Annotated in this window: 11 protein-coding genes; 6 read left to right on the top strand and 5 right to left on the bottom strand. The window is 44.3% G+C overall.

Annotated elements, in window-relative coordinates; all coding sequences use genetic code 11:
* Nucleotides 1-23 precede the first annotated feature (23 nt).
* Entirely contained in the window at nucleotides 24-2,762 is a 2,739-nt protein-coding gene (locus HF888_RS01340; protein WP_007017979.1) for a hypothetical protein, read from the top strand.
* A 22-nt stretch (nucleotides 2,763-2,784) separates the two neighbouring features.
* Here HF888_RS01340 and ptsP read toward each other — a convergent pair whose 3' ends face one another.
* On the bottom strand, nucleotides 2,785-5,082 hold the full coding sequence (gene ptsP / locus HF888_RS01335) for a phosphoenolpyruvate--protein phosphotransferase (RefSeq protein WP_168367025.1): 2,298 nt from the start codon (nucleotides 5,080-5,082) through the stop codon (nucleotides 2,785-2,787).
* A complete protein-coding gene (gene rppH, locus HF888_RS01330; protein WP_168367024.1) occupies nucleotides 5,076-5,570 on the bottom strand; it encodes an RNA pyrophosphohydrolase in 495 nt (164 codons plus the stop codon). Before rppH ends, ptsP begins: the two co-directional genes overlap by 7 nt.
* Nucleotides 5,571-5,832: 262 nt before the next feature.
* On the opposite strand from rppH, the gene HF888_RS01325 reads away from it, so the two are divergent.
* Nucleotides 5,833-6,489 (top strand): histidinol-phosphatase, encoded by a 657-nt coding sequence (locus HF888_RS01325; protein WP_007017984.1) that lies wholly within the window; start codon nucleotides 5,833-5,835, stop codon nucleotides 6,487-6,489.
* Nucleotides 6,490-6,492: 3 nt separating this feature from the next.
* Nucleotides 6,493-7,794 carry an imelysin family protein gene (locus HF888_RS01320; RefSeq protein WP_007017985.1) on the top strand — a complete coding sequence of 434 codons (1,302 nt, stop codon included), beginning with the start codon at nucleotides 6,493-6,495 and terminating at the stop codon, nucleotides 7,792-7,794.
* Here HF888_RS01320 and HF888_RS01315 read toward each other — a convergent pair.
* Nucleotides 7,791-8,984, bottom strand: a complete 1,194-nt coding sequence (locus HF888_RS01315; protein WP_007017986.1) for a class I SAM-dependent rRNA methyltransferase — start codon at nucleotides 8,982-8,984, stop codon at nucleotides 7,791-7,793. The genes HF888_RS01320 and HF888_RS01315 overlap by 4 nt on opposite strands.
* Nucleotides 8,985-9,133: 149 nt before the next feature.
* Here HF888_RS01315 and HF888_RS01310 point away from each other — a divergent pair, with 149 nt between their 5' ends.
* Nucleotides 9,134-10,009, top strand: a complete 876-nt coding sequence (locus HF888_RS01310) for an HDOD domain-containing protein (RefSeq protein ID WP_007017987.1) — start codon at nucleotides 9,134-9,136, stop codon at nucleotides 10,007-10,009.
* Between the two features lie 14 nt (nucleotides 10,010-10,023).
* On the opposite strand, the gene secB is transcribed toward HF888_RS01310, so the two are convergent.
* Both secB and HF888_RS01300 read right to left on the bottom strand, forming a co-directional pair.
* Nucleotides 10,024-10,503, bottom strand: a complete 480-nt coding sequence (gene secB, locus HF888_RS01305; protein WP_007017988.1) for a protein-export chaperone SecB — start codon at nucleotides 10,501-10,503, stop codon at nucleotides 10,024-10,026.
* A gap of 24 nt (nucleotides 10,504-10,527) precedes the next feature.
* Nucleotides 10,528-10,941, bottom strand: coding sequence for a rhodanese-like domain-containing protein (locus HF888_RS01300; RefSeq protein ID WP_007017989.1), 414 nt, complete (start codon nucleotides 10,939-10,941; stop codon nucleotides 10,528-10,530).
* Nucleotides 10,942-11,081: 140 nt separating this feature from the next.
* Between HF888_RS01300 and gpmI the strand changes: the two genes are divergently transcribed.
* Complete coding sequence (gpmI, locus tag HF888_RS01295) at nucleotides 11,082-12,629, top strand: 2,3-bisphosphoglycerate-independent phosphoglycerate mutase (RefSeq protein WP_007017990.1); 1,548 nt, start codon at nucleotides 11,082-11,084, stop codon at nucleotides 12,627-12,629.
* Nucleotides 12,622-13,770 (top strand): murein hydrolase activator EnvC family protein, encoded by a 1,149-nt coding sequence (locus tag HF888_RS01290; protein WP_007017991.1) that lies wholly within the window; start codon nucleotides 12,622-12,624, stop codon nucleotides 13,768-13,770. The genes gpmI and HF888_RS01290 overlap by 8 nt, the downstream gene beginning before the upstream one ends.
* Nucleotides 13,771-13,841: the final 71 nt, after the last annotated feature.

Genomic DNA, 13,841 nt, shown 5'->3' with positions numbered 1-13,841 from the left:
TCCAGCGTAAAAAAGGACTTGTTATGCGCGGTACGACCTTATTCGCCTTGTGTTTCCCTTTTCTCGTAAGCGCTCAAGAATTAGTAGCGCCGAACAATGCAGTAGTGCCAAATGATCAACCTTATTTCATTAAAAACTCTGAAAGAAGTGAGCTCATTTATACAAAAGGCAATAAAAAGTTCGCAGAGTACACTCTGGGTTTTGAGAAAAAATTATTGCCACTCTACGATCAAACCTTTGGTTACTCGCTAGATAGTAAGCTTAGCGTTGGGCTAATTTCGGAGCAAAATCAAATCGCAAATGGTTTTTCTACGCAATATCCAAATAACCGCCAAATAAACTATATGGGCGGAGCACAGAGTATTGATTACTTTGCCTCTCCATCTTGGTTAGACACGCTATTGATACACGAAACAGCGCATAACTATCAAACCAATGCCAAAGCAAGTCCTGTTTCCAGAGGCGTACACACAATTGCCCGCAATGGTATGTTTTTATTTCCAATTTTTGCGACGCCCAATGCATTCGAATCCAGCTTTATTTTGGAGGGCAATGCCGTATTAAATGAATCTTGGCATGGTGAAGGTGGTAGGCTCTATAGTGGCCGCTATAGGGCAATGTATCATGCTCATGCTCAAGCGGGCTATCTAACCAAATCACGCTTATATAACAATACTTTAAATTTCCCTTATGGCGAAGGGCATTATATTTTTGGTGGTTTCTATCAAGCATTCTTAGCAGAAAAGTATAATCTATTTCCCGTCAACAACTATTTCTGGCAACGCTCTAAAAATTGGTATTTCCCTTTCACCATCAACACACCAAGTCGAAGAACGTTTGGTTGGGACTTCGACACATTGTTCTCACAATGGAAATTACAATCGGAAAATATAAGTGATAATTTTAGGATGGTTAAGGGAGAAATAATTGCCCGCTCACAGTTTTACAGCGATATTAGTAAAACTAATGAGTTCCTTGTTTTCGTTAGTAATGAATCCGGCAATCGTCAGCCTATTTTAAATGAATACAATGCGCTTAATGATGTACTACTTCGAAAGAAGAGTAATTTAAATGGTAGTCGTATTTTCTCTATCGATAACCGATATTATTCCATTGATAGTCGTCACACATCGGCAGAGAAAATTAGCCAAGGATTATTCGATGAAGATGGTTACATCCTGCAAGGTAGTTCTGGAAAAATCGTTCAGGGTTACTTGAAGAATGGTTCTGTCGCCTACTTTAAAACCAGCGAGTCCTATCGCAGCCCTCAACTCTATATCAACGACGAGTTTTACGATGAAGTTCACTCTAGCGTCCTGGTTCAGGAAAATGATCTTTTCTATTTTAAGCAAGTTGACGATCAACGAATACTTTATCGTAATCGAAAAGCGCTCATTGCTTTTCCTGGGTTCTATAGCATCGTTAGCGATGTTGATGAACGCGGCAACATATACTTTATTGCTAACTCGGCTTTAGGCAGCAGCCTCTATCGTTACGGCAAAGCAGGTATCGAAAAAGTCATAGATGCAGATAACGTATTGTCAGCCAAGTTATTAAATGACAATCAAGTGATTGTCACAGCTGTAAATGCCGATGAGTACTATTTCGCTATTACCGATTTAAAAGCAAAGAAGACAAGTCCGTTTATTGTAAATTATTTTTGGGACACCAATAGCGTCGAGCCTGATGTAGATTTAACCGATACAGCGCCTGTAGCCATAGATAGCGATACACACTATGGTTTTGCCAATAGCATACGTTACGCTGCCGGGTCCTTTTTTACACAGAAAGACGACGAAGATAATACGCTGTACACAGCTGCATTTAATTTTTCTGATCCACTAACCTATCACAACCTAAGTCTATTTGCTCAAAGAGATGCTGATCTGACCACACAGGTCGGCATTAGTTACGCGAACAACCAGCACCGTTTGATGTATGGATTACAAGCTTACGGTATCGCAGAGAACGGATTAGAAGAAATCGAAAACAACAACCCACTCTTTGAGACGCGTGACTTTGGATTAGGCTTGGATCTCAGATATCCGCTTATAAAGCAAGGTCACTGGGATATTTATGGACGCAGTGGCTATTTTCAAGACTATAAAAATATTGAAAAAGAACCTCTTAGTTTTTCGTTAAGCGCCAATAACGTACAAGCTTTTGGTACGAGCATGTTTTTAAATAAAGGTATTGAAAGTAAAGTCTATGGCGTTCGTGATCGTCAACAAAATATTCTTGGCGGTCAAATGGGCGTGTATACATCAGGTCTGTGGCAAACCTATGCCAATGCTAAAGTCCAATATTCACATTTCGATGGTGACGTTAATGGATATTATCAAGAAGGTATTTTGCTATCAAAAAGCGTTGCCTTTTTCGGCAATGATCCTAGCGGTTTTTACATGCCATCTTTGTATGAGGATGCCGTAGCATCAAAAGCAGGCAAAGCGGAATTCAATATTAGTAAAGTATTTAATGGTGCTTATTATGGGTTTTGGTTTCCAATTTCCATACGCCGGCAAGCGTTGACACTGAGCTACCGTTATTACGATCTCAGTGATGTTATCAGCTATGTCTCTGATCGATCCGGCTTTGTGAACTTTGGCGATATTAATTTACGGCAAACGGCAGTCAGCGTAGAGTTAGATACACTATTCTTCCATAAATTTTCTATTCGTTTGAAAATCGAAAGTGTATTCAATGATGACGAGCGAGTAACTGAAAAGAATAAAACCTACATGTCTGTAGCCGTGCCGTTTTAAATACGACACGGACAAATTTGAATCAGGCTTGTGGCTCTGTACTGACCGGACCAAATACACGACCTTGGCCAAGGCGGCTAAGAGCGAGTTCAATTTCACTTGCTATAATTTGGCCGTTGTCCATAGTCATAACAGTATCCAATAGATCTTTGGCAAAATCAAAACTAATGCTGCGAATGACCGACTTAACACGCGGTAGATTGGCTGCATTCATAGAAAGCATGTCATAGCCCATGGCCATTAATAAAATGGCACCTGCTGGGGTGCCAGCTAACTCACCACAAACAGAGATCTGACAATTCTGGCTTTTTCCTGCTTCTACCACGCTCTGTAATGCGATCAAAACGGATGGATGTAAGCCTGTATACAATTCAGATACACGAGGATTATTACGATCCACTGCCAACAAATATTGGGTTAAGTCATTACTACCCACAGATAAAAAGTCCACCATACCTGCAAGAGTCTTAGCTTGATACACTGCCGCTGGCACTTCAATCATTACGCCGACTTCAGGCATAACGACATTAATGCCTTCATCTACCAGCTCTTGATGAGCACGATAGATGAGGTGTAATGCTTCCTCTACTTCCGCCACTGATGTGATCATAGGCAACATAATGCGTAAATTATTCAGACCTACACTTGCCTTCATCATGGCCCGGACTTGTAATAAGAAAATTTCTGGGTGATCGAGCGTGACGCGAATCCCACGCCAGCCCAAGAATGGATTGTCTTCTTCGATCGGAAAATAGGTCAAAGATTTATCACCACCAATATCCAGCGTGCGCATAGTCACTGGTTGCGGCGCAAAGGTTTCTAATTGTTTACGATATATTTCTTCTTGCTCTTTTTCTGATGGGAATCGTTCGCGCATCATGAATGGCACTTCAGTGCGATATAGGCCCACGCCTTCAGCCCCTTGATTTAAAGAACGCAATGCGTCCGTCACCAAACCGGTATTGACACAAAGCTTTATGCGATGATTATCAGTTGTCACTGCAGGGAGGTCTCTAATCGCTTCTAAGCCCTGGACCATTTGCTTTTCTTCTTCAACAATTTCTTTAAATTGCTGACGAATATTTTTTGATGGGTGAATATATAAACGACCTCGATAGCCATCGACTACCATGTCCACGCCATCCATTTGCTTTACAGGTAAGTCAGCGGCTCCCATCACAGTGGGTATACCCATAGCACGCGCTAAAATCGCCACATGGGAATTGGGACTGCCTTTAGCACTAACCAAGGCAACCATTTTGTGTTCGGGGATTTCTCCCAGCATAGAGGGAGTTAACTCTTCACTCACCAAAACACAGTCGTTGGGAAAGCTATCGTGATTCGTAAGAGAAATGGTGTCTTGCAACTGAGCTAAAACTCGGGCGCCTAAATCTTTGATGTCTGTCGCACGTTCGCGCAAATAAGCATCGTCCATGCGATCAAAATGATGCACGTATTCTAAAATAACATCGCGCAGAGCCCCTTGTGCCCACTGCCCGTTATTACGAATACGGTTGATGACTTCGTTACCCAGCGCATCATCGTCTAGCATACGGATGTAGACATCGAATAAAGCTTGCTCTTCAGGGCGCAAATCTTTAAGCGCACGACCTACTTGCTTGATTTGTTCTCGCGCGGCTTCAATAGCCGCATTGAAACGCAATACTTCCGATTCAACATCGGATGCTACCTTATCCGGTACATCATTCAGATTAGCGCTCGGCGACATGACAACTACTTGGCCGATTGCAATCCCAGGTGCAGCAGCGGAACCTTTTACTTGAACATCTTGCTTAACTTTTTTTGGTTTACTGTCGACTTGGCGTTCCAGCACTTGTCCCGTTGCTTCAGCATGGGCCAGCACGGCCGCCAACTGTGCAGACATGGTCACCATGAAGGCTTCTTCGCTCTCATCAAAACGACGTGCTTCACTTTGCTGAACGACAAGGACACCTAATATTTGCTTTTGGTGGATAATCGGCACACCTAGAAAGCTATTAAACTTTTCCTCGCCGGTTTCACTAAGATAGCGATACTTAGGATGACTCGAGGCATCATCTAAATTAATCGGTTCTTCTCTAGCCGCAACTAAACCAACTAGACCTTCACCAATGGCAAGACTGACTTTCCCGACCGCCACTGGATTTAAACCTTTTGTCGCACGTAAAACGTAGCGCTTATTGGGTTTATCCAAGACGTAGACAGAGCACACTTGCGTCTGCATAGCTGATTGCACTCGATTGACCAATAAGGTAAGTGCAGAATCTAAATCCTCCGCACCATTGACCTCTTGAACAATCTGTCGCAAAACATTCAGCATGCTTTATTCGCCTGTAAATGAAAAAGTTTGGGCGCTAATTCGCGCATGGCTCGCCTATAAACGTCGCGCTTGAATGGCACCACTTGACCCAGTGGATACCAATAACTTACCCAGCGCCAATCATCGAATTCCGGTTTATGTCCGAACTCAAAGCTGATGCGTTTATCGCTGCTTATGAGTTTAAGCAAAAACCATTTTTGTTTTTGTCCCACACACACTGGTTTGTTGTTATGGCGAACCATACGCTTGGGCAAGCGGTACCGTAACCAACCACGGGTACAGCCTAAGATCTGCACGTCATCGGGCAACAGCCCAATTTCTTCTCTTAGCTCGCGATACATGGCAGCTTCGGCACTTTCGTTATCATTAATGCCACCCTGTGGAAATTGCCATGCATCTTGACCGATTCGCCTAGCCCATAGCACTTGAGCCTTATCATTCACCAGTATGATGCCTACATTAGGACGGTATCCATCCGCATCTATCACTGTTTATTCCACATTAAAAGTCAGTATTGCTTCCATACTATTAAAACATTGCCCCTAGATACCAGTCTTTTTTTATTCCATTTGAATATATCTGCCGAGTTTCACACGGCAAACCGACAATAATGAAGACAGACTAATGCCAAGTAGCTAAAATGGGCGCCAAATTCATCTTTCTGTATGAGTTTTTGGCACACTTATATCAGTGTAGGTCTTAGTTTTCGGCACAGAAACTCAATAATCGTAATTTTCAGTAGGGTACTTCATGGCACTGGCAATTTTTGACTTAGACAATACTCTGATCGCGGGGGATAGCGACCACGGCTGGGGAGAGTTCTTAGTTGAGCAAGGGCTTGTAGACGCCAAGGTTTATCAAGAAAAGAACGATTACTACTTCGAGCAATATCAGTCCGGTGAACTGGATATTCTAGAGTACCTTAGTTTCTCGCTAACGCCGCTGACTGAGTACAGCTTAGATACCTTACATAAGCTGCGCGAACAGTTCGTTAAAGAAAAAATCCTACCTATCATCACGCAAAAATCTCGAGATTTATTAGCAAAACATCGTGCTCAAGGGGATTATTTGCTGATTATTACTGCCACTAACCTGTTTGTTACAGAACCCATTGCACAAGAGCTAGGCGTCGATCATATTATCGCCACAGAACCTGAGTTTAAAAACGGCGAATATACTGGTCGCGTGGCAGGTATACCTAGCTTTCAAGAAGGAAAAGTGAAGCGTTTAACTGAATGGCTTGAGCAAAATGCATTAAGCTTACAAGGCAGCTACTTCTATAGTGATAGTCACAACGACTTACCACTTTTGAAGATAGTTGAACATCCTGTGGCGGTTGATGCAGATGAAACACTTACACAGCACGCACAAGAAAAGAATTGGCCCATCATTAGCCTAAGGGACTAATCGTTGAAATCCATTACTAGATTAACAGCTCGCACGATATTATTTGGCAACCTGATTGTACTGGCCGCGTGTGATCAATTCAAAGACCAACGCCAAGATCAACCGAAAGTGCAAGCTAAGGCGGAGGTGAATAGCGAGCAATTGCTATCTGCCATGAATCTGTATGTGTATACGCAGCTTTCTGACGCGTTAAACAAAGCGCAGACCCTAGATAGCGAGATTACCTCATTATTACACCACCCCAACCCTGTTTCTTTGGAACAGAGTCAAAACGCATGGCAACAAGCCTATGAAGGCTATGTGAAAGTTAGCTTCTTACACAGGGTGCCGCGCTTCGAAAAACCCCAATATTACGAAAACAATCGCACATACGATGATATCCGTCAGCGCATTGATAGCTGGCCCATTGAGCCCGGCTATATCGATTATCTTCCGCAATATCCACTAAGTGGTATTGTCAACGACCTTACTCTGAAAATTAGCTTGGATAACCTCGTTGATCAGCACGGTTTTAGCGATCCTCGTTATGCCAGTATTGGGTTCCATCCATTGGAATTTTTACTATTTGCAGAAAACAGCGAGCGCAGTGCAAAAGACTTTATTCCTCAAGAAAATAGTATGGAAGTGGTCGCTACAGAGCCAGAAATTCAGGCAGAAACGCAAGCTATTAATAGCGATGCTGAACATGTCGATTCAGACATAAAAGATATTCGTCACGCACAACCGGTTATCAATGGTCCGCAAAACCATAATCGACGTCGTGACTACTTACGTATTTTAAGTGCCGACCTCGTTAAACAACTACAAGCGTTGACTGATCGCTGGGATCCTGCAAATGGTTATTACGCTAAGCAATGGCGCCAGCCAGATCATGCAGCGAATGTAGCCAGCCTCTACCAAGGCCTCGTAGACGCTCTGCAAACTGATCTACTAGAGCAACACTTTCAAGTCTTGGCCACGCAAAAGCCGCTGTATGATCTACGCAGCCCATTTGCCCAGCAGGATACGGCCAACATGCAAGCGCTGTTAACGGGTATAGAAAACATTCTGTTGGCTGAAAACGGATTTATTAAAGAGATCCGCCTGCAAGATGCTGAGCTAGCAGATAAAATAAAAGCGCAATTTGAACGCCTTAAATACGACATGAAACAATTGCCCAATAATTGGGAAACATTGGAGCAAGTGCAACGTCATCAAGTGTTGATTGAACCTAAAGATAAAACGTTGCAACTATTAACGCTCATGTATCAAGGAGCAGAGTCGTTAGGCATTCGTCTAAAAGCTCTGCCTGTTTCAACCGATTAGCTACGATAACTTACACGACACAATAAGCTTTTAATATAACGTGTCTCAGGAATCGCAGGATGCACTGGATGATCAGGGCCCTGCGATCCTCGCTCGATAATCTGCACCTGGCGATCAAGATGGCGCCCAGCCTGATTCAAAAGCGAAACCAAACGAGTCTCATCCAGGTGCATAGAACAGCTAGCACTAACTAAAAACCCCTCATGCTTCAAAAGACGCATACCTAATTGGTTCATTTTGCCATAGGCACGCTCGCCTGGACCTATATCTTTACGCTTGGGTATAAATGCAGGTGGGTCCAGAATCACCACATCAAACTGCTCTTGCTGTTCTTGTAGTTGCTCCATAACTTTAAACGCATCCCCTTTAATGGTTGAAACTTTTTCAGCAACACCATTGAGTTCAGCATTGTGCTTGACCCAATCCAGTGCCTGCTGAGACGCATCCACACAGACCACTTCCGCAGCACCATGATGAGCCGCTTGTACCCCCCAGCCGCCGATATAGCTACAGATGTCCAGCACCCGCTTACCTTTCACCAACTGATTCACTCGCTGACGATTCAAACGATGATCATAAAACCAACCTGTCTTTTGCCCTTCAATAACGGGGGCCTCAAAACGTGTACCGTTTTCCATGAGTGGCAGCATATGCGGAATGTCGTCTGCGCATTCAACATATTCATCCAGACCTTCTAGACTACGCATCTTGCCGTCGTTTTTCCAAACAATACCTTTTACATCCAAAATTCTTGTAAGAGCACCCTGAATTTGCGACTTCATTTTTTCCATGCCCGCCGTGCTGATTTGCACTACAAGGTAATCACCGAAACGGTCAACGACTAGGCCAGGTAAACCATCGCTTTCCCCATAAATCAGACGATAATAAGGGCCATCAGTGAAACACGCCTCTCGTAAGGCTAGCGCAGACTCAATACGTTTCATCATATTGCCGCGACCAAAAAGCTTAGATGAGCGACTCAACAGGCGACCACAAATTAAGTTGTTGGGATTGATATGAGCAACACCTAAGCTTTTGCCTTGGCTGGTTTTTACCTCCACCTGCTGACCGGCTTCGAAGCCTTTCAACGGGGTGGCTTTGGTATCTACTTCATTGCTATAGATCCAAATATGCCCCTGACGCAGACGTTTATCTTGCTTGGGTTTTAAAATGAGCGGTGCGAGCGACATGCAACTACCTTATGTATGACATGGCCCGACAACTGCGGCCACGATTAGAAACAAAAATCATATGAAATTATACCTAGTTTCTAGGCAATCTTGTCTAAACTGTTATGAGTTAATCCTTTTTTTATCGCTATTTCAGTGGACGGACTCACGTGTCGGACTTATCCCAAGAGCAAATTGACAAAATATTGCAGGGCATCAGCATACCTCCTCAGCCTCAAATCATGGTGGACTTGCAAATGGAGCAGGTCATGCCAGACCCCGATATTAATCGCATTGCCGAGCTCATTAAGCAGGATGTGGGGCTTGCGGGAACTGTACTCAAAGTAGTAAATAGTCCGTTTTACGGTTTAACCAACAAAATCACCAGTATCGAGCAAGCTGTGGGAATTCTAGGTATGAATTCCGTGGTGAATATCGTCAATGGTATCACCATCAAAAGCTCATTAAGTGATGATGCCATCCGCGCGTTAACACGTTTCTGGGATACCGCCATGGATGTGGCCATGACCTCGGCTACTCTAGCCAAGCAAGTGGGTTATCCCCATGCGGACAATGCTTACACTCTTGGCTTATTCCATAACTGTGGCGTCCCCCTGCTGATGGCAAGGTATCCAAATTACATGGAGATTATGGAAGAAAGCTACGGCGGCAGCCACAATCGCATTATCGATTTCGAGAACACACAACTGCAAACGAATCACGCTGTCATCGGCTATTACACTGCAAAATCTTGGAATTTGCCTAAGTTATTATGCGATATCATTGCTGAGCATCATGACTGCAAGCGCATCTATCGTGATAATCCAAACGAGAACGATAAAACGACTTTGCTCAGCATCTTAAAAATGGCAGAGCACATTTGCGGTAACTATAAGATTTTAGGCCACCAAGATGAGGATCATGAGTGGGATGAAATTGGGGACTATGTATTGGAATATTTAGGCTTCAATGACTACGACCTAAACAACTTCAAAGAAATATTCTCTGAGATGGGTATCAGCCCGAACAATTACGGGCTGAACTAGAGCCTCAACGACGCTTAGTGCGTAGACTCACCCTCTGCTTGTTGCTGTTGTTGACGCTGCAAACTCTGAGCATAGATCGCATCAAAGTTAACAGGTGCCAACATTAATGCAGGGAAACTGCCTTTGGTGACCATATTGTCAATGGCTTCGCGGGCATAAGGGAATAATAGATTCGGACAGAATGCACCAATCGTTTGATGCAGCGCCGCGCCCTCTAAACCTTCAATTTTGAAAATGCCACCTTGCTGTACTTCTACCAAGAACGCAGTCTTATCATCGTTTTTGGCAGTCACTGTAATAGTTAATACAACCTCATAAACATCGTCACCTAGCTTTTCACTCTTGGTGTTTAAATCCATGTTGATTTGAGGCTTCCACTGACTGCGGAAGATGTCCGGTGCATTTGGGCTTTCAAACGAGGCGTCTTTAACAAAGATACGCTGCACACCAAATTGACCTTGTTTCGCTTCGTTGTTTGCCGCTTGTTCAGTCATAATCGTTCTCTAATTATTATAAGTTTAGCTTTTAACCAATGGCAGATTGTTATTTGTCCACTCCATGATGCCGCCACCCAGACGGTACACGTCGAACCCTTGGTCTTTGAGTATTTTGCTCGCCGCCGATGCTGTTTGACCAGACTTGCATACCACAATGATGGGGGCATCTTTGTGCTTTTCTAGTTCAGATACACGATCAGCTACTTGGTTATTCGGAATGTTAACAGAGTCCACAATGCGACCTTTCTTAAATTCCGACTTTTCACGAACATCGAGCACCAAAGCATTTTGCTGGTTAATCAGACGCGTTGCTTCATGAGTCGTGACCTTAGGCCCAGACTTTTGACCACTATCCCAGCCCAGTAAAATCAGCAGCACGACCAGTGCTGAGACCAGCATCCAATGGTTGGTGACAAATTCAAATAACTGTTCCATATCACACCTTTAAAATCGAAGGTGCGCAGTATACTAAACTTTGCGCGGTACAACAGGCCTAATCCACCCTTACCATGGCGTCAAACAATACAAAGTTGTAACATATGAGCTTATTTCGTTAAGTGAATTCGGCTGTTGATATGTCTGCACAACCTAAACCTGTAGCTTTGATCATTCTTGATGGTTTTGGCGAGCGTGATGCCGCCCAAGACAATGCGATCACCACGGCAAATATGCCCACCTGGAATCGGCTAGTAAATGAATATCCCCATGTGCAAATTAATACATCCGGCGCAGCTGTGGGTTTACCCGACGGCCAAATGGGTAATTCCGAAGTTGGGCATATGAATTTGGGTGCTGGGCGTATCGTTTATCAAAACTACACCCGCATTAACAAAGCCATCAGCGATGGCGAGTTCCAGCAAAATGCAGCACTGACCGCAGCCATGGATAAAGCTATTTCAGCGGGCAAAGCTGTGCATCTAATGGGCTTACTTAGCCCAGGTGGGGTTCACAGCCACCAAGATCACATTATGGCACTGGCCTCTATGGCCAAAGATCGTGGCGCTAAACAGATATATGTTCACGCTATCTTGGATGGTCGCGATGTTGCACCGCAAAGCGCTAAACCCTTTTTAGAAACCGTCTCTGAGCATCTTGCCGGTCTAGACATGGGTGACGACGCAAGAATCGTTAACCTAATTGGCCGATACTACGCAATGGACCGCGACAATCGCTGGGAACGAGTGCAACGCGCATATGATATGTACACTCAAGGTAAGGCAGAATATCAAGCCGCCAGTGCGATTGAAGGCTTAGAAGCCTCATACGATCGCGACGAGCATGATGAATTTGTAAAAGACACTATCATTGGCGATGCCGTCACCATCAATGATGGTGACAGTGTCATTTTTGCCAACTTCCGTCCAGACCGTGCCCGTGAAATTACCCGTGCCTTTGTTGAACAGGAATTTAATGGTTTTTCACGTACAGCACATCCAACACTCAGTGACTACGTCATGATGACGGAATATGCTGCGGATATCGAAACCAGCTGTGCGTTTCCCCCAGCCTCTATGAAAAATGATTTGGGTGAATACGTTTCCAACCTAGGCAAAACCCAACTGCGTATCGCCGAAACCGAAAAATACGCGCACGTCACCTTCTTCTTTAGTGGTGGTCAAGAAGCTGTATATCCAGGTGAAGAACGTATCTTAATCAATAGTCCTGATGTAGCTACATACGACTTAAAACCTGAAATGAGCGCACCCGAAGTGACTGACAAACTCGTGGATGCAATTGAAAATCAAAAGTACGATTTAATTGTGTGCAACTTTGCTAATGGCGACATGGTAGGACATACCGGTGTAATGGATGCGGCCGTAAAAGCCTGCGAGGCGTTAGACACCTGTCTAAAACGCGTTACGGATGCCATCATCAAAGTCGGTGGTGAGTGCTTAATCACAGCTGACCACGGTAACTGTGAACAAATGACCGACGCAAATGGCGGTCCCATGACGCAGCACACAACAGGACCTGTGCCACTAGTCCATGTTAGCAAAAAAGGTAAGCAAGTTAGTTTGAAACAAGGTGGCGCCCTCTGCGACATCGCACCTACATTACTGACCATGATGGGCGAAACAGCACCAGAAGAGATGACAGGACAGGTACTTGTCAAATATGAATAACGCTGTGCTGCTCACACTTCTGCTGTGCTCGCTGCTGCTATCGTCGCTCGCCAATGCGAACGACGATAGTCGTCAATTAAGTGAAACTCATTTAAAGAAGCTACGCAGTGACATCACTGAACTGCAAGACTATTTAGCGGAAGTCAAAGACGAGCACGAGCAATTAGTAAAGAGCTTGCGTAAAAGCGATGAAGAAGTGGCGAAAGTCAGTGCTCAAGTTGAAGCGCTCAAGAGCAAATTAGCGGAGGAACGTAGCCGCCTAAAAAAGCTCCAAGCCCAGCAGAGGACGCTGGATCAGAATAAACGAAAACAACAAAATGTGCTTCGAGATATTTTGCTTGCTACCTATAAAATGGGCCAAGAGCCGCAAATCAAAATGCTGCTAAATCAGCAAGACCCAGCACAAGTCACTCGCAATTTAGATCTACTGCGTTACTTTACCCAAGCCCATCAGCAAGAGATTGATTCGTACCGAGATACGCTAGAGCAAGTGGCTAAAAACGCAGAACAGGTGGAGGCAAAACAACAAAATTTGCAAGTGACCTTATCGTCACTTCGGCAGCAGCAACAAAAACTGGAAAGCAAACGCAGTGAGCAGCAAAAGCTAGCGAAAACCCTCAATCAAAAGATCAGTGGCAGTGGTGAAAAGCTGACGCGCTTAAAACAAGATCGACAAAAGCTAATCAACCTATTGGGTAAAGTCGAAGAGGTTTTTCTCCCATACGAACGTAAACAAGAAAGCCGCCCCTTCACCAAACTGAAAGGGCAGCTGCCAAATCCTTTTAATAGCCGCCCTAATAAAATGTACGGCATGTGGCAAAAAAACGGCAAGCAAAAATGGCAAGGTTGGCTTTATAAGGGCAATACGGGTAGCGATATTAAAGCCGTTCACCATGGTCGTGTTGTATTCAGTGGCTGGCTAAGGGGTTATGGTTTGTTGACTATTGTCGATCATGGCGAGGGCTACATGTCACTTTATGCGCGCAATCAATCTTTGCTCAAGGCCGTTGGTGATTGGGTTGAAACCGGCGAGGTCATCGCACGCATGGGACAAAGCGGTGGATATGAAGACACCGCCCTCTATTTCGAAATTCGACATCGCGGTCGTCCGCAAAATCCAGGGCGTTGGCTAAAAAGCTAGTCTATACTTAAGCGGTTGTTCTCAGGAACGCCAAGCTTTTCACTTTCTTCCTCAATCTGTTATAACCTTGT

Origin of the sequence: Bermanella marisrubri (genome assembly GCF_012295615.1) — a bacterium.
In the GTDB taxonomy this organism is placed as follows: domain Bacteria; phylum Pseudomonadota; class Gammaproteobacteria; order Pseudomonadales; family Oceanobacteraceae; genus Bermanella; species Bermanella marisrubri.
This window is presented reverse-complemented; position numbering and strand designations above follow the sequence as displayed.